Below are 22,401 nucleotides of genomic sequence, written 5' to 3'. Positions count from 1 at the left end.
CTCACCATGAAAGACCGAATCACTTCTGCCAAAATAGATCCCGCGACAGGCCGTCCCCTTCCCGCAGGCGTCGAGTATCGAGGCAAGGGCCAGTATCGTGCCCGCAAGCGCATCGCAGGCGGCGAGAGAATCCACCAGACCTTTTCCTCGGCCAAGCTGGCCCGACGCTGGCTGGACACGACGTCCGCCAAACTGGAGCTTGGGCAGTTTCAGGACACGCGTCCGCTGGAACGCCAGACCGTCCATGAACTGGTCGACCGCTATGTGCGCGAGGAAATGCAGACACGGGACAATGACCGCAAGGGTCACATCCCCGCCATCCTTCAGGATGAACTCGCGCAGCTTGCGCTGGCCGACCTGACCCCGACAGCAGTCCGTGGCTTCCGGGACCGGCAGGCTGAGAAATACAGCGGCGCTACAGTCGTCAAACGACTCAACCTGCTCGCCGCGATCTGTCAGCACGCCATTGCGGAATGGGATGTACCTTTTGCGAAGAACCCGGCCGCCGCGACCGCAGTCAAGCGCCCGGCAGGCGCGGATAAGAAGCGCAACCGACGCCTCGTCGGCGACGAATACGAACGTCTGCTGGAGACCGTGGCAACGTCCCCCTGGCCCGATGATGTCGCTTTCGTGCGGTTCGCCATCGAACAGGGAACGCGACGGGAAGAAGCCCTGACGCTCCGCTGGCGCGACATCGACTTCGACCGGCACTCTCTATCCTTCGGGAAAACGAAAACAATGCACCGTGCTGTGGAGCGTGGTCCGGAAACCCGTCCGCTGACACCCGGTGCGGCCCGCGTGCTGCAGGAGCTTCAGGCACAACGCACATCAGCACGACCAGGTGATCTCGTCTTCGACATCGGCAGCAAAGACGCATTCTCAGTGAGGTTCGGCCGGATGACAAAGAAAGCTGGCCTCAAAGACCTCACCTTCCATGATCTTAGGCATGAGGCGACGAGCCGTCTCGCAAAGATTTATACCAACCCGCTCGAACTCCGCCGTGTGACAGGTCATAAGGATATCAAATCCCTTGACCGTTACTACCAGCCCCACACGGAAGATCTGGCCGCGAAAGCCATCGCATATGAGAAGCGTAACTCTGCCGACAAAGAATAGCGCGTCCGTCAGGCTGTCATTTCTGACAGCCTAATCAGAGCCACAAGCAATAGTGCTACGATCAAAAGCCAGAAACTGAAATCCGGACTGAAGACCAGACTCTCCCCGCGACCCCGCCGCTTTTTCCGGAGCTGCTTTCTCTCAGTCTCGAGGAGCTTCCGCTCAAGGAAATCATCAAGCCCCGCCACCGGAAAACACCGCACCCGACCGATTTTCACCGACTGGATTCCCAGGGTATCGTGCTGGTTCCGTAGTGTTCCTTCAGCCAAACCGGTATACGCCGCTGCTGCTGCGTAACGTAACGCCCCACGAGACTCTCGTGCTACAGCTTCGCTTTTAACCGCTGACATGATGCATATCCTCCGGTTTTGAGAGCCCGATCGAACATAGGATCCGGCAAGGTAACGCTATCAGATCCCCGTCATCCGTCTTTATTTTGGACATCGTCACAACCTCCATGAGGGGAAACTGGCTTCACTCGATGATCGGGGCCAGGGCATCGAATCAACCACCAGTTCCACTGTTATGTTCAGGGTATGAGACCTGTATGAAACAGCAAGACGGCTTTTTCGCGATTTTTGACACCGTTCGGTTCCACTTCGGATACCAAAACTGATGTCTTGCGCTACCATTCCGGGCGCGGGAGCTCCGGTTCCGGTCATCCCGCGCCTCAGGCATCGGTTCTGGTCCCTAGAGCGACATCTCACTGTGACGCCCGTCTTCAGCGATCCGGTCCACCAGAGACTGGCACAGTGCCTTCAGGTCTTCCGGACGCGCCAGCAGGTCGAGAAAGATACAGACCGGGGTGATGCCGACACGGCGGTAAAAGGCTTCACGCCGCTCGAAGCGCTCCAGCCCCCGCAACTCGTGGTCGTTCCGGGTAATGCGGTTAGGGCCACAAGAACCGATGACCTCGATAAAGCAGGCAGAACTTCTCCTGCGCAATGTCAGGTCCGCCTTCTCCGTTCCGAGGTCAGCCATGATCGGCTGATGGAGATCGATTTCCATATCGTCGTGCTTCAAAGACTCAAGGATCTGGTAAACGACACGTTCGGGAAGGGATTCCAGTGTCTTGCCATTGGACGCGATCTTCCCTGTCGGCGGCAGATCAGGCCAGCGAGCCCTTGCCTGGGCATCGACGCGGGCCCAGTCGCGCTGACCGGACTCACCGATAAAGACCAGATGCTGGCCGGCCGGGCCGAGATACCGGCAGATGGCCTCGCTCGGTGGAGCACCGAGAGCACGGGCCAGGTCCCGATAGGTGATCAGATCAGCTTCGGTGGGGTGAAAACGGGAGGGCGTAGCGTCGTCTGAAGAGAGAAACATTCTTTATTTTCCTGATGAAACGAAATCAGGCGCGACATGAGCGCGCCTATTGATGAAAGAAACGGGTATGGGTGTGGGCAACGATGGAGAGCCTCAGTCGTAGCCAAAGCTTTTGCCATCCAGCAGTTTGTCGGCCAGGCACCGGACCTTGCGCCCGATCATCCGCGTCAGAATGACGACGCCTTCAAGAATGCGATCGTCCGTGTTGCCGGCAAGTGACTGACTCAAGGCAAAGTCGAGCAACCCGTGCAAAGCTACGAGTTGCATGAGATCCTCCTCCACGGCGGAGGAAATTGTTGTTTGGTCTGACATTGATTTTCTCGTTTAAAAGTATTGCGGGACGAGGAACCCACACGCAAAAAAACCGCTACCAAATCGGAAAAGAATAAAATCCTCTGGGGAATTTAGGGTGCGGAGCCTCAAAAGTCCCGAAACAAAAACCGAAACAAATAAAACAATTATAAGGCCAATAAACAAAACGAATAATACAAACCGAAAAAAACTTTGCGAACATAATAAAGGGCGGGCGGTAAGTTCCGCCCGGCCTTTGTTTTTTATTCTCGGCGCGCGTCCATGATTCGTAGAAGCGCAATCGCGGCCGTGATTTCAGGAACGTCCGGACAATACGCCGCATCACCGGCAGGGTGTCGCGCCTTCCGCCATCGCACCGGGCACAGGCATGTTCACGGCCACCGGGATGCAGGACATTCCCACGCCGCGCGCCCTGAGCGTCGAGGAAATCCACCAGACCGTTCAGGATTTCCGGCACGCCGCCAAATGCGCCATCGAGGCCGGCGCAGATGGCGTCGAAATCCATGGGGCGAACGCCTATCTGATCCAGCAGTTTCTGGCGACGAGTGCAAATACACGTACTGACGCCTATGGCGGATCGATTGAAAATCGTGCCCGCTTTGCCATCGAGATTGCGAAGGCGATCGCTGAAGAGATCGGTGCCGACCGCACTGGCATCCGCTTTTCGCCTGGCACCACCCTGTGGGGCATTGACGAGGGGGCAGATGGGCCGGAATTGTATCGTTATCTGATCACGGAACTGGATAAGCTTCATCTCTCCTACGTCCATATTATGGACCAGGGCAACGAGGCACTGCTCGGCGACATCCGCAGGCTCTGGACCGGCAAGCTGATCCTGAACCGCCCCAGCCGTCCGCGCGAAAACATTGGTGCTGACGTGACCAACGGTCTGGCCGACATGGAAGCCTACGGACAGATGATCCTGGCCAACCCGGACTTCCTCGCGCGCCTCAAAGCTGATGCCCCGTTGAATAACGCGGACCACAGCAGCTTCTTCGGTGGCTCCGAAGCCGGATACACCGACTATCCGACGCTCTGACCCGTTCCCGGCCGGGGGCTCTCCCGGCCGGTCGATCTTGAAAGGAGGATGTCGGTCATGAGCACACCGATGAAACTGACCCGAGCCCACAAGCGTGGCCATAACGTTGACGGCTTTGGCATTGAGATCCTGTTTCCGGGCCTGACTGTTGATATCAGCGATAGTGGAATCGGTGCCATTGGTCGCATCGATCAGGCGCGTATCAGACCCGGGACGGTGATCCCCATGCATCCCCATAAGGATGATGAAATTCTGACTTACATGCGGAGCGGGGAACTGACGCACCGCGATACCGTTGGACATGTGGAGCAGGTCACGCCGCGGCGTCTAATGCTGATGAACGCGGGGCATACGTTCCAACACGAGGAACAGGCCCGCCCGGACGGAGAGCCTCTTACCGCGTTGCAGATTTTTATGCGTCCACGTGCGCCGGATCTGGAACCCATGGTTCAGTTCCATGAGTTCGAAACGATCTACAGTCACAATACATGGCGCCTTGTCGCTGGTCCTGAAGGCGCCCCACTGCTGCTGAGAGCGGATGCCTGGATTGAGGATGTGCGTCTCGACGCTGGACAGTCGCTCGCCCTGCCGACCCGGCGCGCGCTTCAGGCGGCCCGGCTTCTTTATGTCTTCGACGGCCAGGTCGAGGTGGCTGGGATCAGTTTGCAGACTGGCGAAAGCCTGCTTCTGGATGACGAGACCTCGCTGACAATTACGGCAACAGGACAGAGCGATCTGGTTCTGTTTACGACGGACATGTCGGCACAGACGTATAAGGGCGGCATGTTCAGCGGGAACGTGATGAATAAACTGTAAGGCAGGCTTCTCCTGCTCCTGTCATGAAAGGATGCACGATGCGGCTCTATTATGCTCCGGGTACATGTGCTCTGGCCTGCTGGATTTCTCTTGAGTGGGCCGGGGCGGATTACACAGTTGAACAAGTCGATCCACAGTCTTCATCTTATCGTGCAATCAATCCGCTCGGGATGGCACCCCTCTCACCCCCTCAATTGACGCAGCACCAACTCACAGAAATGTAGTTAGATAGCCCCAAAGGGCGGTAACTTTTTGGGCCCATTCTGGGCCCACCATGATGTGAGATCCAGTTGTATCCAGTGATAGTCAGTGATAGTCAGTGATATTAAATAGCATATTATCAACAATTTAAACGGAAGAACCCAGCCATTTAGCCTATACTTATCGCCCTCTCACGGCGGCAACAGGGGTTCGAATCCCCTATGGGACACCAATTTTATTTGGCAATGTTATCAGTGGATTACTGGCGAATCGCCCGATTCCATCCAAAATTTAATTAGTGATTTTGGACCAATTCTGGACCAATGACGATTCCGTCCCCCTTCGGAGTTCGTCTCATGGCCCGCACAAAATCCGCCGAGAATGCTAAGGACCCCGCCACGGGACGTCCGCTGCCCGATGGCGTGAGTTGCCGGGGGCCAAAGCAGTATCGGGCCCGCAAGCTGGTCAATGGCCAGCGGATCATCAGAACATTTGACACTGCCCGTCTGGCCCGTGCCTGGCTCGAGGAAACCTCGGTCAAAGTGCGCGAAGGGCGCCATATCGACGTCCGGGCCTTGGACGGCCTCGTGCTCCGAACCCTGATTGAGCGCTACCGTGACGAATGCATGGCTCACCGCGACGCTGACCGGACAGGCCATATTCCGGCACTGCTTCGCGATCCCATCGCAGACCTGAAGCTCTCTCGCCTGACGGTTCCAGCAGTTCGAGGCTTTCGCGACCGGCAGGGCAAGGAACTGGCCCCTGCGACAGTCGTCAAGCGGCTCAACCTTCTGGCCTCCATCCTCAATCATGCCATGAGTGAATGGGATGTCCCGCTCTCGCTGAACCCGGCTTCGGGACGCATGATCAAGCGGCCGGCAGGCGCCGATCGCAAGCGCAACAGACGACTGCAGGAAGACGCTCCGGAGATCCCAACGCCCCCTCTTCCTCCCAACATGACAGAAGCCAGCGAATATGACCGCCTGCTTGCCGCAGTGACGTCCGCAAGCCATCCGGACGACGTCTGGTTTGTGAGATGGGCCATCGAGCAAGCTACCCGATTAAGCGAAGCGGCGTCCCTGCGCTGGCGCGATGTCAATCTTGTGGCACGAACAATTTCGCTCCGACACACCAAGACCCTGCATCTTGCCGAGGAAATGGGACCGGAATTACGCCCGCTGATGCCCGGGGCACGGGCGCTGCTCTACGACAAGCTGGATACTCTTCCTGCTTCCCCTGATCCGGATGACCTGATCTTCCAGATCGGTGATGAACGCGCTTTTTCAGTGCGATACGGTCGTCGTGTCAAAAAAGCAGGGCTCGCCGATCTGACATTTCACGACCTCCGCCATGAAGCCACCAGCCGTCTTGCCAGATTTTTCCCCAATCCCCTGGATCTGTGCAGGGTCACCGGGCATCGCGATCTCAAAAGTCTGGACCGCTACTACCAGCCCGTGTTGACAACCCTTGCGGAAGACGCAGAAGAGCGCGCCCGTCTGCTGGGATACATCTACGATCGGGATGAAAGCGCGGCCACATAGACGCGACACACAAGATGTTCATACGAATACAGGACATATTTCCGCTGACATCATTTGTCATGTTTCTCCATGCGCGGAAAATCTCTCTAGCCATAAACCGGAAATGCTTTTCGGAAGTAGATTTCGTGACGAGGTGGAATATCTCAGGGTCGATTTACTGATTGATTTATAAATACGCCTTTCTACCCTGTTGAATATACCGACAAGCAGTGAGGCACGGATATGGACAGACCAGATTACAGAACCTCTCTCACGGTCATGACTTCAAGGGAAGCCGCGGAATACCTTAGGATCTCGTATGATGGTTTCCGGACAATGCGATCGCGCGGGCAGGGACCTGCCGTTTTTATTTCGCTTGGCAGACGGCTGCGCTTTCGCAAGCAGGACCTTGACGCATTTCTTGCTTCGCGCGTTCAGTGCGACGCTCGCGTTTCCGACTGGGGTCACGGCCAAGGTGTTTCTGCAGGGTCTGACCTAAACCCTGTCGCCACAAAACGCAAGAGAGGTCGGCCACGCTCCACAGGCCAGATCGTCCTCATGCCGGTCTCCGTCTATGCAAGGGCAGGACTTCTGCTCGCCTTGGCTATTACCGGATGGATGATCAGTCTTTTGTTTTCCTGAAAAAAGCCCACGTTAACACTCGGAAAGTGTAAGCTTCAATCATGAGCGCCTCCAAAGCTATAAGCAGTGCCAATCCTAATCCTTTGGACGGCCTCCCGCATTGGCACATGGAGACGCCTCACATCCTGCGGGCCGCGCTCTCAGAAGCTAGAAATTTTAAACCGGCTCAGTACACCATCGCTCAAACGCAGTTGCCTCGCTTTCCGCGCTGGACGGAGACGTGTAGCGCATTCAGCGAGCAGGTCAGCCGCGTTCCGCTACCAGACGCAGTTCATCAGAACTACTTGTGTGCGAATACACGGCAAGCACGTAATAGTCTAATCTGGCTGCTCAAACCGGGCTGGGAGACGCGCGTTGACTTGCTCCCGATCTCTGTCCGCCCTTGGATCATAAGAGATCGCGTGACCGGAAAGGTTTTTGCAGTCCTGTGGCTTGAGGATCCCGTCATTTTAGGAAAAAGGGCCAGAAAGGCACCGCAGCGTTATGCTGACCTCGCGGAAAGCCTGATAGGAAAATTTTTAGGAGCCACACCTCAGCCCCCGGAAACACTCATCGCTGCGCCCTGGGGGACACATGTCGAGACTACGTCAGGAACTGCACCGGTCGATCTGCATTTTCTCAATTGTGCATTACTGAAGCTTCTTGCAAAGCAGCCCACCATTGATGAACCTCTCGACGAGGGTTTGTCGATTCCCGAGCGAAACAGGCTGCTTTTTGACATCGTGCGTTTCCGGTTTCGGAAAGCAACACCTCTTGAGACCATTTTACGCTTTGCTTGCCAGACCAACGCCCGCTTCACGTCTCCGCTGAAGCGCCTGAATGTCCGTGAGATGTGCGAGCGCATTCAGGCCTATCGGGTAATTCAGGCCGAGAAGGATGCTCGCGACAGTATTCCGGGCCGGGAGCGACAGGCGGCAGCAGGACGAGAAAGTGCACGGCGCAGATCCGAAAGTTTTCTTAAGCTGCTCGTCGACACCGTCCGCGTGTGGCCAGCAGGGAAGAAGATCACACAGACGGCTCTGGCCGAAAAAACCGGGGTCAGCGAGCGTACGGTCCGGAAATACTGGCGGTCAATACCATGTCAGGCCTGACCTGACAGGTGTCATAACAGCACCATCACCTCGAAACCGGACCTCTCATCAAGGCTTCTCTCAACCCTCGACGTTCAGGGTCTGATCGGGCAGATTGTAACGACCTGTTCTGTCAGCCTGAAAGCCTGTTTCCATGCCCCGTGGTCGCCCCCGCAAGAACCCGGACGCCGCTCCTGCCCCCAAGAAGACGACGCGGACAAAAGCGAAGACAACAGCCGCCAACCTTGGCTTCGAACGGCAGATGTTTCTGGCAGCTGACAAGCTGCGCAAGAACCTCGAACCGTCCGACTACAAGCATGTCACGCTCGGGCTGATCTTTCTACGCTACATCTCCACAGCGTTTGAGGCTCATCACGCCATTCTGCTGCATGATGACCCGGCCGCTGCCGAGGACCCGGATGAATATCTGGCCGAGAATATCTTCTGGGTGCCAGAAACTGCCCGCTGGTCGCACCTTCAGGCCAATGCCCGCTCATCCGGCATCGGCAAGATGATCGATGATGCCATGTTGGCCATCGAGCAGGCCAACCCTGAACAGCTCAAGGGCGTTCTCCCCAAGGATTACGGACGTCCCGCGCTGGACAGTGTCATGCTGGGCGAACTGATCGACCTCATCTCCGAGATCGGCATGGGCGGCAGCGAGGATCAGGCCCGTGACGTGCTGGGGCGCGTCTATGAATACTTCCTCGGCGGTTTCGCGGGCGCGGAAGGCAAGCGCGGGGGCGAGTTCTACACCCCGTCCAGTGTCGTCCGCACGCTGGTTTCCATGCTCGAACCCTATAAGGGTCGCGTCTATGACCCCTGCTGCGGGTCGGGCGGCATGTTCGTGCAGTCGGAACGCTTCGTGGAATCCCACGGCGGCAAGCTGGGCGACATCGCCATTTATGGGCAGGAGAGCAACCACACCACCTGGCGTCTGGCGAAAATGAACCTCGCCGTCCGGGGCATCGGCGCGGATATCCGCTGGAACAACGAAGGCAGCTTCCTGCGGGACGAACTCAAGGACCTGCGCTTCGATACCATTCTCGCCAACCCACCATTCAATATCTCAGACTGGTGGAATGCGTCGCTGGAGGACGACCCCCGCTGGCAGTACGGCAAACCGCCTGCGGGCAATGCCAACTATGCATGGCTCCAGCATATTCTGTGGCACCTGGCCCCGAACGGAACGGCGGGCGTTGTGCTCGCCAACGGGTCCATGTCGTCCAACCAGAACAGCGAGGGCGAAATCCGCCGCCGGATGGTCGAGGCTGACACTGTAGATTGCATGGTCGCACTTCCCGGTCAGCTGTTCTATTCCACCCAGATTCCAGCCTGTCTCTGGTTCCTGACCCGCACCAAAAACCCTAAAGGCTGGCGCGACCGGCGCGGGGAGATGCTGTTCATCGACGCCCGCAAGCTCGGCACGATGGTCGATCGCACCCGCCGCGAACTGACGGATGCAGACGTCGCCCGCATCGCTGACACCTACCATGCCTGGCGCGGCGAGCAGGACGCGGCCCCCTACGAGGACGTTCCCGGCTTCTGCAAGTCCGTCACGCTTGACGAGGTAGAGCAGCACGGCTTCGTCCTGACACCCGGCCGCTATGTTGGTGCAGAAGAGGCTGAAGAAGACAGTGTGCCTTTCGCCGAGCGCTTCGCGGCGCTGGAGAAAACTCTGCAGGAACAGTTCCGTCAGGGCGAGGAACTGAACGCGAAGATCACCGCGACTCTGAAACTGATCGTCCCGCAGGAGGCTTCATGACCCTCTATCTCACGCCACTGGAACGGGCGCTGGATCGTCTGAAGGAAGGCTGGGCGCGGCATGTGGCCCATCCGGACGACGAGCAGTTGCGCGACGGGCTGATCCAGCGTTTCGAGTTCACCTACGAACTCAGCCACAAAACCCTGAAGCGGTTTCTGGAAGCCAACGCGGCCTCTCCGGAAGAATATGACCGCATGGGCTTTCCGGACCTGATCCGCTCCGCCAATGAAGCCGGGCTTCTCAAAAGCGCATGGCCGCAATGGAGCGTGTTTCGCAAGATGCGGAACATGACCAGCCACACCTATAACGAAGCCTCCGCAAAGCAGGTGGTGGCGACGATCCCGGATTTTATCGACGAGGCGGCGTTTCTGCTGGCTGTTCTGAAAGACCGGGCCGCGTGACGGACCGGATCGACATTACTCCCGCAGAACGGGCCATCGTGCTGCGCATTCTCAACGAGATTGTGCCTGACCGCGAGGTGCGGGTGTTTGGCTCGCGCGTGACGGGTAAAGCCAAACCGTTTTCCGATCTGGATCTGGCGATTATGGGCGATGAACCGTTGCCGTTGGAGACGCAGGTGCGGCTGGAAGAGGCGTTTTCGGAGTCCGATCTGCCGTGGAAAGTCGATGTGCTGGATTGGTCGCAGGTAGATGCTGGGTTTAGAAACACTCTATATATTTGTGCCAGTCTTTCAGGAGACGAATAGTGTTTGAGGTTGTAACAGTGGGAGAAATATTGTCGACAGATCGGGGAATTTCTGTCGGTGTCATGTATCCAGGCTCACACGATGAGCAAGGAATTCCACTAATACGGGCAGCAGATATTAGTGAAGGTCGTATATCCGAAACTCCGACACTCAAAATTTCGAAAAATGTTCATTATGAGTATCGTCGAACGGCCCTCGAAGGGGGAGAATGCCTGTTAACTCTCGTCGGCACTCCGGGTATTCCAGCCATAGTTCCTCACAGTATGGCTGGGTGGAATGTAGCGAGAGCAGTTGCTGTTTTACGACTTACAGAACAGAAAAACGCTCGTTTTCTTAGATATGCTTTTTCTTCACCTGACGTGCAAAATACAATAAGAAATTGGTGCAACACAACGGTTCAAAGAACCTTAAATCTTGGTGATATAAAGAAAATTCCCATATCATGGCCGCCAATCGCGACTAGAGAAACAATAACCGAAACACTCGGCGCTCTTGACGACAAGATCGACCTCAACCGTCGGACGAACGAGACGCTGGAGGCGATGGCGCGGGCGTTGTTTCGGGGCTGGTTTGTCGATTTCGGCCCGACACGGGCAAAAATGGCCGGGCAAACGCCTTATCTCGCCCCCGAAATCTGGGAGCTTTTCCCTGACAGGCTGGACGATGAAGGAAAGCCGGAAGGGTGGAAAACGACGTCAATTAGTTCGTTGTGTAGCATTACAAGCGGCAAAAGACCCCCCAACAAAGTCTCATCGCCAAGCATAGAAAACCCCGTGCCCGTTTATGGCGGAAATGGTATCTCTTGGTTTACGAAAGATATTCTTTTTAATGAGAGATTTCTAATTACCGGTCGCGTTGGAACACTAGGCACAGTATTTCGAGTTTCCGAAGAATGCTGGGTATCCGATAATGCTTTGTGCTTATTCCCAAAAATAAATTCCCTTTTTGAATATGCATATTTCGTTCTTTCGGATGTAGATTTTCAAAGTTTGAACAGCGGCTCCACGCAGCCACTTTTGACCCAAACAAGTCTTGGAGCACAGCAATGCATTTTACCACAACGAGCGCTGGTAAATATTTTTCATGAACAGGTATTTTTGTGGTTTGATCGGCAGAGCCAAATAGAAAAACAAAATCAAAGCCTCGCCCAACTCCGTGACCTGCTCCTTCCCAAACTGATGTCCGGTGAAATCCGCATTCGTGACGCCGAGAAGATGGTGGCCGACGCGCTATGAGTTTCCTGTCCGAAAATGAGATCGAGGACTGGGCCTGCGAGATCCTGCGGGAATATGGCTACACCGTCACCACCGGGCCGAAGATTTCCCCCGGCGGCGCCCATCCCGAACGCGCCTCGTTATCGGACGTCATTCTGACCGCCCGCCTTCGGGCCGCCATAGACCGCCTGAACCCGCATCTGTCGCAGACCGCACGGGATGAGGCCCTGCTAGCCCTTCGTCGAGAAGACACGCCGGATGTCGTGGACGAAAACCGTCGCCTGCATGGGTATCTGGTCGATGGCGTGCCGGTGGACGTGGTGCGCGAGGACGGCACCCAATCTGGCGACCGGGCGCGGCTGGTCGACTTCGACCATCCCGAGCGCAACGACTTTCTCGCCGTGCGTCAGTTCGTGGTGGAAAAGGACGAGACCAACCGGCGGCCGGACCTTGTGCTGTTCGTCAACGGCCTGCCTCTGGGCGTCATCGAACTGAAAAGCCCGAGTTCCGAGACCGCCACACTGGATTCCGCCTGGAATCAGTTCCAGACCTATCGCGCCTTCATCCCCTCCCTGTTCCGCTTCAACGAAGTGCTGGTGATTTCGGACGGCGCCGAGGCCCGCGTCGGTTCGCTCACGGCGGACCGTGAACGGTTCATGCCGTGGCGCACGGTGGATGGTGAGGAACTGGTAGCGAAGAACCATCAGGAAATGGAAACCGTGCTGCGCGGCGTGTTCACCCCGCGCTGGCTGCTCGCTATGGTGCGCGACTTCGTACTGTTCACGGAGAAGGACAACAGCCCGATCAAGATTCTGGCGGCCTATCATCAGTTCCATGCCTGCCGCAAAGCCGTGACGCAGACCGTCCGGGCCACGGCGCAGGGTGGCGACCGCAAGGCTGGGGTCATCTGGCATACGCAGGGTTCAGGCAAGAGCCTGCTGATGACGTTCTATGCCGGGATCATCGCCCGTCATCCCGAGATGGAAAACCCGACGATCGTCGTTCTGACCGACCGCAACGATCTGGACGATCAGTTGTTCGCGACATTCTCCGGCGCACAGGCGCTTCTGCGCCAGACGCCGGAACAGGCGGACAGCCGGGACGATCTGCGCAAACTGCTCCGGCGGGCGTCCGGTGGCGTGATCTTCACCACGTTGCAGAAGTTCCAGCCCGAAGGTGACGAAGAGACCGTGCCGCTGCTGACGGACCGGCGGAACATCGTGGTCATGGCGGATGAAGCGCATCGCAGCCAGTACGGGCTGGACGCGAAATTCAACCGCGAGACGGGCAAGGTCTCCTACGGCTTTGCCAAACATCTGCGGGACGCCCTGCCCAATGCATCGTTCATCGGCTTTACCGGAACGCCTATTGAAACAGCCGATGTGAACACACGCGCGATCTTCGGCGATTACATCGACATCTATGACATCGCCCAAGCGGTGGAAGATGGCGCGACGGTCCCGATCTACTATGAAAGCCGCCTGGTCCGCATCGAACTCGACGATGACGTCAAGGAAGAGCTTGACGATGAACTGGCCGAGATCGTCGAGGGGCTGTCGGAAAGCGAGGAGCACAGGCTCAGCCAGAAATACTCGCGGGTTGAAGCGCTGGTCGGAGCGGAGCCGCGTCTGAAGCGCGTTGCGGAAGATCTGGTCCGGCATTTCGAGAACCGGCTTGAGGCACTGGACGGCAAGGGCATGATCGTCGGCATGAGCCGGGCCATCTGCGTAGCGCTTTATGACGAGATCATCCGTCTGCGTCCGGACTGGCACAGCGACGACGACAACGAAGGCGTCATCAAGGTCGTGATGACGGGCAGTTCGTCCGATCCGGCCGGGTTCCAGCAACATATCGGCAAGCGCCCCAAGGCAAGACGCGAATTGCTGGCCAAGCGCATGAAGGACAACGCTGATCAGCTGAAGCTGGTGATCGTCAGGGACATGTGGCTGACGGGGTTCGACGTCCCGTCCATGCACACGATGTATGTGGACAAACCCATGCGTGGCCATGGTCTGATGCAGGCCATTGCCCGCGTGAACCGGGTTTTCAAAGGCAAGCCGGGTGGTCTGGTGGTGGATTATATCGGCCTCGCACAGAACCTGAAGACCGCGCTTGGCGCATACTCCGCCGGAGACCGGGAGCAGGTCGGCATTGATGAGGCCGAGGCGATCCGGGCTCTTCAGGAGCGCTATGAGATTATCCGGGCAATGTTCAATCCCGAACAGGCCAGCGGGTTTGATTACCGCCCTGCCCTCGTTCCCGGCGCGTCTGCCAAGGTGAAGCTCACGATCATGGCCGGAGCGTTGGACCATGTGCTCGGCCAGCAGCAGCGGGACGCCGCGCAGGCAACAAGCGATGAGGCCCGTAAGGCGGCACAGAAACGCTTTCCTGACGCAGTGAAGGCGCTTTCAGTCGCCTTTGCGCTGGCATCAGCCAGTGATCAAGCGGCGGAATTGCGCGATGAGGTCGGGTTTTTCGAGGCCGTACGGGCGGCTCTGGTGAAGCAGAGCGGCGATGATGCGGACAGGAAGAGCCCGCAGGAGCGCGAACTGGCGATCAGGCAGTTGGTCAGCCGGGCCGTGGTGTCCACGGATATCATAGACATTATGGAAGCTGCCGGGATTGGTCGGCCGGACATTTCCATCCTGTCCGACGGCTTTCTTCAGGAAGTCCGGGAAATGCCCCAGCGCAATCTGGCGATCGAGGCGCTGCGAAAGCTGCTGGAAGGCCAGATCCGCAGTCGCAGCCGGTCCAACCTGACCGAAGCCGAGGCCTTCTCGACGCGCCTTGAGCAGGCGGTCGGCCGGTATCACACCAATGCTCTGACGTCCGCGCAGATTCTGGATGAGCTGATCCGGCTGGCGCATGAAATGGCGGCGGCCCGCTCACGAGGCGAAGAACTCGGTCTGACGCCGGAGGAAGTGGCGTTCTATGACGCCCTCGCCCGGAATGACAGTGCCCGCGACGCTATGGGAGACCCGGGCCTGCGGGTCATCGCGGCGGCTCTGGTCAAGACCATCCGGGAGAATGCGACGGTAGACTGGAACGTCATGGCCCCGACACGCGCGAGAATGCGCACGGTGGTCAAACGCCTACTCCGGAAGTATGGCTACCCACCAGACATGCAGGATGAAGCGGTGCAGAATATTCTCAGGCAGGCCGAGGAGTTCGCACCGCTATGGGCAGGGAGTGGTTGGTAAGCCACAGGCGTCTTATTTGGGGGGATTGTGTTGAAAAAGTCAGTTTGAATTATCAAATTGTGATTTCGTACGCAATTCGGAATGATAATTTTACGTTATTACAACGCTCTATACGTTATGATACCGAACTGAAACGCCAAGTAGAAGCTCACGGGGGACTTTTTCAACACAATCGGGGGAAAGTGGAATGTCGGTTTACCGTCGGACCACTTCGAGGCTGTAGGCAATCCGAAATGGGATCGACACAAGGCCGTGTCTGGTGATCAGGGCTGCTATTCGTAGAAGCTACTGGTATCTACCGAGAGCTGGATTGCCTCCGCGTCTATGTCGAGCGGCTTGCCTGCCGCCGCTATAACTCTTGCCTCGTAGGGGTAGCTGTCGTCTGAGCGCATGCCGATATCGTGCGAGACATCTGAGTTTGAGCCATATTGCAGCTCCACGTCGACCTCGCCGGTCACGCAGTACTCGATCTCGATCGACAGGCCGGACAGTCGGCTGATCGACGGCAGATCCTTCACCCGTGCCAACTGTTCGGTGGCCGGACGGATGCTGCGTTCAAGATCGTCACGCGCCGCCTTTATCTGCGGGTCGAAGTCTTCGCCCAGCACGCTCTGAGCAGTTGTCAGGCCGGCTGCCTTTGCAGCTCTGAAATGGTGCGCGATATCTGCAAGCTGCTGTTGCGCATCGACGGCATCAATGGTTGGCACCTCGCCCGCGAATGCGATGTCAGCGTTCTCGCCCAGCAACCTCGACAGATCAGATAGCCAGAGAGACACCAGATAATCGCATTGAGGATTGAAGTCTTCCCTGAACCGTTCGCTCCCTCGAACAACGTAACACTGGCAGTAGGCGTGAAAATGAAGGCATCAGGCGCGTCGCTTACACGACCGTAGACGTGCAGCCCCGCAAAGCGATGCGCGGTCATCCGTTTGAGGGTCAGCCAGCGTCTCGCAGCCGTTGCCGCCGGGGTAGCGTCAGGCACGACGACTGGCGGAGTTGCGTCGACGGCATCGACAATCGCCTCGATGTCTGCAGCATTCTGGTTCGCGGTCCATTTTCCGCGGTTCACCCGATACCATTCGAGCACCGAACGTGCACCGGCGCTATCGAGCGAGTACCGATCGATGCCACGGACTAATACCTCACGGCCCCCCACCAGGTCGGCGAGAACAGCCTCGGTCGTAAGCAGATGGATATCTCGCGCAGGACGCGCGCCGTCTTCGTTCATGTAACCCCCGGTTTAGTGACGATAATCCGGGGAAGAAACCATATAGTCCAGTAAAAATAACTTCGGAATTCCGACTTCGTAATGAAGAGAGTTACCTCAATATCACTTATTCACGGAGGATCATCATAGCCATACGGTTGTCCAATGCGGCCGAAAGCGGACCCTCAAAACAGCGATCAAGAGTGACGACTTTGTCCCAAACTGGGTTAGCTGACACATGCCTAGCGAATGTCAGCTTCCAAGAAACTCTTCCAATCTCCTGTATGGCCGATATGAGGCGTAAGCGGGAGGTCTGCTTAGCCCGTCGTAAGCAGACAGGCGACAATCGCCCTCAAGCGGACATTTAAATTACTTCGAGGCGTTCTTTCAAGGAGACATTAAATCCATTTGAAGATATGATAAAATAGCGTATAACTCAATCACCCAATCAGCACAAATATAGGCGCGATATGAGTATAAGAGATAGAATTAATTATATTGATAATCTTAAATCATCCGAATTAAGCCCAGACGTTATTCCAAATTTGTTTTCTGTTCTATACGAAGGAACTCCTCCTGATGGAAAAGAGGGGATCGTTGAAATTATTAACAAAACAGATGAATTTAAAAGAAAATTTCGTAGTTCTTATATAAGATGGGCTCTTACTATTAACGCGCTCAATGTATCTCAAAAATATTATTCAGAACACCCTGATAGGGGATTGGGCGTTGGTTTTCTGAGAGTGGAAAACAAAGATTTTGAAATGAAAAATCTAGTTATAATGGATGCAAGTAAAGCTAAAGAAAATACGAATAAATGCCTTGATGTAATATCGGCCTATGGCGTATTTGACTTATATGGCTGCTTTGAAGAAATTATTTTTGATTTGTATGAAATATATTTAAATTTCTATCCAGAAAAGCTAATTGTCGGAAAGGATCATAAAGATGCGCGGGCTCTCTTTAGAAAAAGGAGTGAAAATGACGAAAATCGTTTAGCTTGGAATGAATATTTGAGTGCGCGTGTAGAAAAGTGGAGAAGAAAAAGAGTATTCGACAAGATGTCAGAGGTTTTTTACGCATTTGTTTGTGATGTTGGGTTGAAAGATAATAAACATTTTTCAAGTCATATGACATCGATGATAAAAGGTATTAATTGCATATCAGAGTTACGGAATATAATAACACACGGTGGTGACACTGTTACAGAAACTCTTGCATCTTTTTGCGATATGGGAAGAAACCCTATGTTTCCCTACAAGGTAGGAGATAGAATATCCGTAGATTTGTTTACATTGGCATCAACTGAGTATTTTTTTGATTCTATAATTACAGATATAAATAGAGAACTCATGATTTCCATGGTTGGAATTGAAAAATAAGGAGATATTGCCATTTTTGTTATCAATGTGGTCTTTTTATAGAAGATAAATCGTCAATATCTGATTGTCTTCTTTCCCCTAATCTCATGCAAGAGTTGTTAAATAATCATCACGACTGCAGGGTGGGGTTGGTCCCGTTGCGGCATCGATCAAAGCAAGCACGACGCGGCGCGCTAGACTACGAGCGCGTTTTCGATCTGCGCTCGAGATCGCGCCGGGTAGTGACCGGCCATGGACAAAAGCACTGCGCGTCTCGAACAGCTTGGCATAGTCAATGTCGGCTTGTGGGTCGCCAAGCAATGCTGTTATTCGCTTTTTCAAGCGCTCGGTAGCCCCCATCCGTTCGGCTCTCGACCGACCTTTGTTGCTGAAGTCAGACTGCAGCCCGAGAGCTGCCTCGATCGTGGTCATATGCGCCATGAGCTCGTCCATGCCATTACTCAGCGCCGCGCGGACCAGAAAGTGCTTAACCGGCGTGTCGAAGAGCGCCGTACGCTGGGCAGCTTTGATGCGTGACCACCATGCCCCATCGAATCCTGTCAAGGTCGCCTGCGCATCGGCATCGAGATAGCCGCACACCGGCCGCTCATATTCCACGACCTCGCCATCCCATTCCTGATACGAAGCTTCCTCCCAACTGAGCGTGTCCGCAGTAGGCATAGGCTGGGGGCGAATGAAGATGTCATCCGTCGTTAGATGGATCCAAGGGATCGAGAAGCCACGCCAGTCATATTCATCTTGGTGCCATTCCTCCCATGGCGCAAGCAACAGTCCGAACAGCGCATCGGTCACTGCTGCGGGATACACGCTGGCGTGTGGGTCAATCTCCCCGAAGTTGCGGTGCATATCCTCGTAAAGAAATGGCAAAGCGCGCTGCCCTACGCTGGCCGGAGCCTGCATTTCATCTTCGACAATGAGCCAATTGAATTCGGCCAGCCGATCGTCGAATGGCTGGTCGGGATAATGCCGCGCCAAACGGCGCCGATCGGACAAAACGCTCAATTCCGTAGAGGTCAATCGGCAGAGTCGCACGCCGCCAAAGGCGAGTTCGGGCATGGCATCGGCGAAATCTAACGGACAGAGATAACGACGCCGTATCGTAGTTGCTGCAAAAGCCTCGACAAAAGCGCGAGCGCCCGTATGCAGCGAAGAGGCAACCGCCGGCGCGCGCATCATGCAGGGCAGGCCTGCAGCCCTCAGGGCAGCGGGAAGTGCAATCGCGAAACCGAGGCCTTTGTCGGCGCTTTTGAAAGCTTTGCTGCAGAATGCCTTGAAGACGAGATAGGCAGGATGTTGGGAAAGATCGGTTGGCCCTGGAGGCATGATCTCCCACAATGGCCTTAGAGCCGCGCAGGTGTTGTCGAAAATGTCGTTGGTCATGATACAGAGACTATGGCATGGAGTTTGCGGATAAGATCAGAGGTGCCGTCACACGCAAGTGATTGAACGGCAGGAAGCATTGTCTGGGCGCTCCAAAGCGGCCGGGCTGCTCTCCCCCCAAATCGGAAGGCTGAACGACAGTCTGGTTTAGCTGAGCGCTTTAGGCGCCTTGAATGGTTGGAGCTGAGTCTATTCGATCGGCACTTCTGTCCGTGTCATAACCATACGCTCAGGCATCGATTACAATTCTTAGCTACGCGACCATCTCGGTGCCCCGACCGGCTGCCTATTGTTTCATTCGTCCATGCGCGCCCAGATCAATATCGATTTCGGATTATGCTCTTGCAGCATCGCTAGAAGCTGTGGCGAAACTGTCGCTCCAGAGGATTGCTTCGGTGCGGTGGTCGAGAATCCACCTTGTTTTAGAAGCCGCTCGATCACGTCATTTCGGTCGCTCGGGTCTTTTCCCCAAACGCTAACGGCACGCCTCTTTCTCGCCTGCTCAATAAGTTCATCTGGCTTTTTCGAATTACCGAGCGACGACCAAATTACGTCTTTGATATATCGCTCCATATCGAGGGATTTTAGGAGATGCGTATCAAGTTCCGCGACCAGGTGATGCGCAGCATTGATAAGTGACGCTACCTCTTTAAACGTGACCGGCCTTACGGCGTCATACCCGCCAAGAAGCATTTTTGCGTCGAGCCCGCTGAACCTCGTTGCGAGTTGATCCTCGCTCGAGCGCAGAACATCGAGGTGATTTTTAGGGGCGTCTCGGTCGGCTTCAGTATGCGCGCCCCGGTTCCGCCAAGCGACTAAAAGAAACACGATCGCCAATGGGAGTGGATCGAGACTGGGGAAGTGATGCTCGACCGCCTTTAATTTCGCGAAGATACTAAGCTTGGCGGCGTCTAAATCACTCCTAAAAGAGGCGGACTGGATAAGCGCTGGCTTGCGCACAGCTTCACGGAGGTAGACGTCGATCGCATCGATAGCCCGGATTAGAGCCATATCCAATATCAGGCGTCTGCTCCGTTTAGCGGAGACGACTGGATCCTTTGGTGACCATGCGGCCCTTAAGTCTTTGGGCACCTCATGCACCACGCCACGCTCGACACCATCAAGTCCGACCAAGGCCGTTATGATCAGATGATTGGCATTGCCCAGCAACTCTTTGAAGGCTTTTCGAGGCTGGCTACGCGCAAGGTATAGTGTCATTCATTTCTCGATTTTGGTGCGCCGGCGCGATTTGAACGCACATCATCCGCTCTGAGTAAGCCTGAGCTTCATAAAGGCGGTTGCTCTACCACTTGAGCTACTAACGCCGGTTGAGCATCCTGCATGCACGAGGGACTGTCAAGACGGTGCCATCCCGGTCGTGATATGGTGGCGCTAATCCGTAATCACACTCGTCTGCGGCGGTGGGCGGCAAATCTCTCGCCGCCCAGCAATGCCTGCCTATCGACTTCTGGGTCATACTGCTTGCAGTGGCGTCTAGGCGCTGCCGCGCTGTGCTCCTCAGGTTGTGCGTGAACGACAGCTCTCTCCAATCACCTTCCCTGAAGCTGCCAATCAGCTAACGGCGCGATAGAGCACGAAGCCGTTGCGACGTTCGCTCATATGAACGTCCGGTCGACTGGTTATCTTGCCCAATTGCCGACATTCCTTTCCCCCCCCAGAGCTGCCTATATCCGCTCTATAGCCTTTGAGCGGTCAGGCGGCAGTCGCCACCGTGCCAGATGCGAGCCGAAGCTGCTTGATGTCATCGCCGTGAGCAGACATACCATCATTGATTTTCCTTTCGCGTCGTTGGTTCGATGTTCCTTCCGGGTGCTGTTTGTTGCCTTCCAATCAAAGGCAACAGGCGCAGAGGAAAGCAGCAGGGTCAATGTTTTAAACTGTGCGGCCCCGGCCTTCACCATCTGATCTGAGGTGCGACACGATGTCCGTATTTAGATTACACGTTCGGCCTGGCGGCGGGTTTGCGTCGATGGCTGATACCTTCGCTTACTGCCTGAAACAGGGCATCTTGGGCGTTGGTTGGCGGGTGGATGAGATTAAAGAAACGGCGGACTGGAATACGTTCTATAAGGTTGCCGTAGACACCCACAAAGATCTAAAAACCTGCGCCTACATCAGGGACCACGTCCAGAAAGACGATCTCGTCTGGACCCGCGACACCCAAGGAAACTACTATCTGGCTCGCGTCCTCTCCGGCTGGGAGTACTTCACCACTAACGAGTCCAGGGGCAGTGGGATCGACATAGGCAACATTTTCAGGGTCACCTTTGAGCGTCTGACTATAGACGAAGTGCCTGGGAAGGTTGTTGCCTGCTTTAGGCCAAACCGGACGATTCAGGCAATCCACGATCCGAAGGCGGTAGCTTATACTAAGTTCATCTGGAATCGGAAAGCAGGGGGTGCGATCTATGAATTCGACCTGAAACTGATCGATAACCCCGACATCTTCTCTTTACTCGACTCAGAAGAGGTAGAGGACTTGGTATTTCTTTATCTCCAATCGCAACGTTGGTATGTAGTTCCGAATTCTCGGAAGGCAGACAAGATGGCCTTCGAGTATGAAGTGATTTCTCCTGAGACCGGCAAGCATGCACAGGTTCAGGTAAAAACCGGAAACCCCTCCCTAAACGTCGATGAGTATAAGAACATGACCTTCCCGGTCATCTTATTCCAGAGTAACGACCGATACCATGGTAAGCCGACACCTAACGTGACATGCATATCGCGAGGTGAGTTGGAAGGCTTCCTCAAGCAGACTGGGTGGCTGCCTGCACGCTATCGACACAAGATGAATATGTTAAATGCTCTGGACGAAGAGGAGTGAAGCTCAATCTTTCTGCGTTGAACCGGGAAATCGCGCTCCGCACCGGAGCGTCTGCTAATGCCGCTTGACACTCTGTAGCGGACAGTCCGCTTTCCCCCATAGCTGACAAGCCTCTCCCCCTCCAGCATCCCTCAAAACCTGGAGAGCAGGATATTCCCCCGGCTGCGGGAGCGGCGTTCATACCCACAGCGCCGCAGCACCGGAAAGACGTCCTGGGCCCACCGGCCATGCTCGGTGTCTTCCATAATGAGATGATCGGGCCACAACGTCGCTGGCGCCTCGCGGAAAAACGGCAGTAGCGCCCGATCTTCATAGCCTTCGATGTCGATCTTCAGCACATGCACGGCCGTCACATCGCAGGCCTGCAGAATGTCCACAAGCGGACGGATCCGCACTGGAGCACCGTGTCCCGCACCAATCCGACCCCCACCAAAATCCCCGTTCACCTGCACGAGCTGACCAGAACCCTCCTGATCCCCGACGGCGACACGCAAGAGAACCGAATTCATGCCGCGTTCGACATGGCGGTAAGCACAGGACAGAAACCCCGCCAGAACGGTGCTGCCCAGCGCAGCCAGAACAAGTTCATCCGGGGTGTTCCAGAACACACCCAACCGGGCCCTGATCCCTTCGAAATCGATGTCGTGCCTGTCCATGACG

At 55.7% G+C, this 22,401-nt stretch carries 20 protein-coding genes; 13 read left to right on the top strand and 7 right to left on the bottom strand.

Annotated features, from left to right (window positions below; translation table 11 throughout):
* The first annotated feature begins 6 nt into the window (after window positions 1-6).
* Window positions 7-1,116, top strand: coding sequence for an integrase (locus LKE90_RS13055; RefSeq protein WP_291492019.1), 1,110 nt, complete (start codon window positions 7-9; stop codon window positions 1,114-1,116).
* Between the two features lie 690 nt (window positions 1,117-1,806).
* Here the strand turns inward: LKE90_RS13055 and LKE90_RS13050 are convergent.
* On the bottom strand, window positions 1,807-2,442 hold the full coding sequence (locus tag LKE90_RS13050) for a hypothetical protein (RefSeq protein WP_291492020.1): 636 nt from the start codon (window positions 2,440-2,442) through the stop codon (window positions 1,807-1,809).
* A 93-nt stretch (window positions 2,443-2,535) separates the two neighbouring features.
* Complete coding sequence (locus LKE90_RS13045; protein ID WP_291492021.1) at window positions 2,536-2,709, bottom strand: hypothetical protein; 174 nt, start codon at window positions 2,707-2,709, stop codon at window positions 2,536-2,538.
* A gap of 412 nt (window positions 2,710-3,121) precedes the next feature.
* Between LKE90_RS13045 and LKE90_RS13040 the strand changes: the two genes are divergently transcribed.
* The 10 genes from LKE90_RS13040 to LKE90_RS12995 all read left to right on the top strand — a co-directional run bounded on the left by LKE90_RS13040 (window position 3,122) and on the right by LKE90_RS12995 (window position 14,927).
* The gene (locus tag LKE90_RS13040) at window positions 3,122-3,793 is read left to right on the top strand and encodes an oxidoreductase (RefSeq protein WP_291492022.1); all 672 of its coding nucleotides are present in this window, start codon (window positions 3,122-3,124) and stop codon (window positions 3,791-3,793) included.
* Between the two features lie 57 nt (window positions 3,794-3,850).
* A complete protein-coding gene (locus LKE90_RS13035; protein ID WP_291492023.1) occupies window positions 3,851-4,609 on the top strand; it encodes a pirin family protein in 759 nt (252 codons plus the stop codon).
* 557 nt (window positions 4,610-5,166) lie between these two features.
* Window positions 5,167-6,351, top strand: a complete 1,185-nt coding sequence (locus LKE90_RS13030; protein ID WP_407066062.1) for a tyrosine-type recombinase/integrase — start codon at window positions 5,167-5,169, stop codon at window positions 6,349-6,351.
* A 222-nt stretch (window positions 6,352-6,573) separates the two neighbouring features.
* Window positions 6,574-6,972 (top strand): helix-turn-helix domain-containing protein, encoded by a 399-nt coding sequence (locus LKE90_RS13025; RefSeq protein ID WP_367117435.1) that lies wholly within the window; start codon window positions 6,574-6,576, stop codon window positions 6,970-6,972.
* 41 nt (window positions 6,973-7,013) lie between these two features.
* Window positions 7,014-8,063 carry a hypothetical protein gene (locus LKE90_RS13020; protein ID WP_291492027.1) on the top strand — a complete coding sequence of 350 codons (1,050 nt, stop codon included), beginning with the start codon at window positions 7,014-7,016 and terminating at the stop codon, window positions 8,061-8,063.
* Window positions 8,064-8,196: 133 nt separating this feature from the next.
* The gene (locus LKE90_RS13015) at window positions 8,197-9,807 is read left to right on the top strand and encodes a class I SAM-dependent DNA methyltransferase (protein WP_291492028.1); all 1,611 of its coding nucleotides are present in this window, start codon (window positions 8,197-8,199) and stop codon (window positions 9,805-9,807) included.
* Window positions 9,804-10,208 carry a nucleotidyltransferase substrate binding protein gene (locus LKE90_RS13010; protein WP_062458453.1) on the top strand — a complete coding sequence of 135 codons (405 nt, stop codon included), beginning with the start codon at window positions 9,804-9,806 and terminating at the stop codon, window positions 10,206-10,208. The genes LKE90_RS13015 and LKE90_RS13010 overlap by 4 nt, the downstream gene beginning before the upstream one ends.
* On the top strand, window positions 10,205-10,513 hold the full coding sequence (locus LKE90_RS13005) for a nucleotidyltransferase family protein (RefSeq protein WP_291492029.1): 309 nt from the start codon (window positions 10,205-10,207) through the stop codon (window positions 10,511-10,513). Before LKE90_RS13010 ends, LKE90_RS13005 begins: the two co-directional genes overlap by 4 nt.
* A complete protein-coding gene (locus LKE90_RS13000) occupies window positions 10,513-11,748 on the top strand; it encodes a restriction endonuclease subunit S (RefSeq protein WP_291492030.1) in 1,236 nt (411 codons plus the stop codon). The genes LKE90_RS13005 and LKE90_RS13000 overlap by 1 nt, the downstream gene beginning before the upstream one ends.
* Window positions 11,745-14,927 (top strand): type I restriction endonuclease subunit R, encoded by a 3,183-nt coding sequence (locus LKE90_RS12995; protein WP_291492032.1) that lies wholly within the window; start codon window positions 11,745-11,747, stop codon window positions 14,925-14,927. The genes LKE90_RS13000 and LKE90_RS12995 overlap by 4 nt, the downstream gene beginning before the upstream one ends.
* 272 nt (window positions 14,928-15,199) lie before the next feature.
* On the opposite strand, the gene LKE90_RS12990 is transcribed toward LKE90_RS12995, so the two are convergent.
* Complete coding sequence (locus tag LKE90_RS12990; RefSeq protein WP_291492033.1) at window positions 15,200-15,535, bottom strand: hypothetical protein; 336 nt, start codon at window positions 15,533-15,535, stop codon at window positions 15,200-15,202.
* A 14-nt stretch (window positions 15,536-15,549) separates the two neighbouring features.
* Window positions 15,550-16,155 carry an ATP-binding protein gene (locus tag LKE90_RS12985; RefSeq protein WP_291492034.1) on the bottom strand — a complete coding sequence of 202 codons (606 nt, stop codon included), beginning with the start codon at window positions 16,153-16,155 and terminating at the stop codon, window positions 15,550-15,552.
* A 449-nt stretch (window positions 16,156-16,604) separates the two neighbouring features.
* Here LKE90_RS12985 and LKE90_RS12980 point away from each other — a divergent pair, with 449 nt between their 5' ends.
* Window positions 16,605-17,516 carry a hypothetical protein gene (locus LKE90_RS12980; RefSeq protein WP_291492035.1) on the top strand — a complete coding sequence of 304 codons (912 nt, stop codon included), beginning with the start codon at window positions 16,605-16,607 and terminating at the stop codon, window positions 17,514-17,516.
* Between the two features lie 84 nt (window positions 17,517-17,600).
* Here LKE90_RS12980 and LKE90_RS12975 read toward each other — a convergent pair whose 3' ends face one another.
* Together LKE90_RS12975 and LKE90_RS12970 are read right to left on the bottom strand one after the other, a co-directional pair.
* Complete coding sequence (locus LKE90_RS12975) at window positions 17,601-18,896, bottom strand: hypothetical protein (RefSeq protein ID WP_291492036.1); 1,296 nt, start codon at window positions 18,894-18,896, stop codon at window positions 17,601-17,603.
* Between the two features lie 294 nt (window positions 18,897-19,190).
* A complete protein-coding gene (locus LKE90_RS12970) occupies window positions 19,191-20,114 on the bottom strand; it encodes a hypothetical protein (protein WP_291492037.1) in 924 nt (307 codons plus the stop codon).
* 772 nt (window positions 20,115-20,886) lie between these two features.
* Between LKE90_RS12970 and LKE90_RS12965 the strand changes: the two genes are divergently transcribed.
* A complete protein-coding gene (locus LKE90_RS12965) occupies window positions 20,887-21,741 on the top strand; it encodes a hypothetical protein (RefSeq protein ID WP_291492038.1) in 855 nt (284 codons plus the stop codon).
* 131 nt (window positions 21,742-21,872) lie between these two features.
* On the opposite strand, the gene LKE90_RS12960 is transcribed toward LKE90_RS12965, so the two are convergent.
* On the bottom strand, window positions 21,873-22,397 hold the full coding sequence (locus LKE90_RS12960) for an FkbM family methyltransferase (RefSeq protein WP_291492039.1): 525 nt from the start codon (window positions 22,395-22,397) through the stop codon (window positions 21,873-21,875).
* Window positions 22,398-22,401: the final 4 nt, after the last annotated feature.

This window comes from Acetobacter sp. (assembly GCF_022483985.1).
In the GTDB taxonomy this organism is placed as follows: domain Bacteria; phylum Pseudomonadota; class Alphaproteobacteria; order Acetobacterales; family Acetobacteraceae; genus Acetobacter.
The sequence above is the reverse complement of the archived record's forward strand: the minus strand, read 5'-3'. Positions and strand labels throughout refer to the sequence as shown.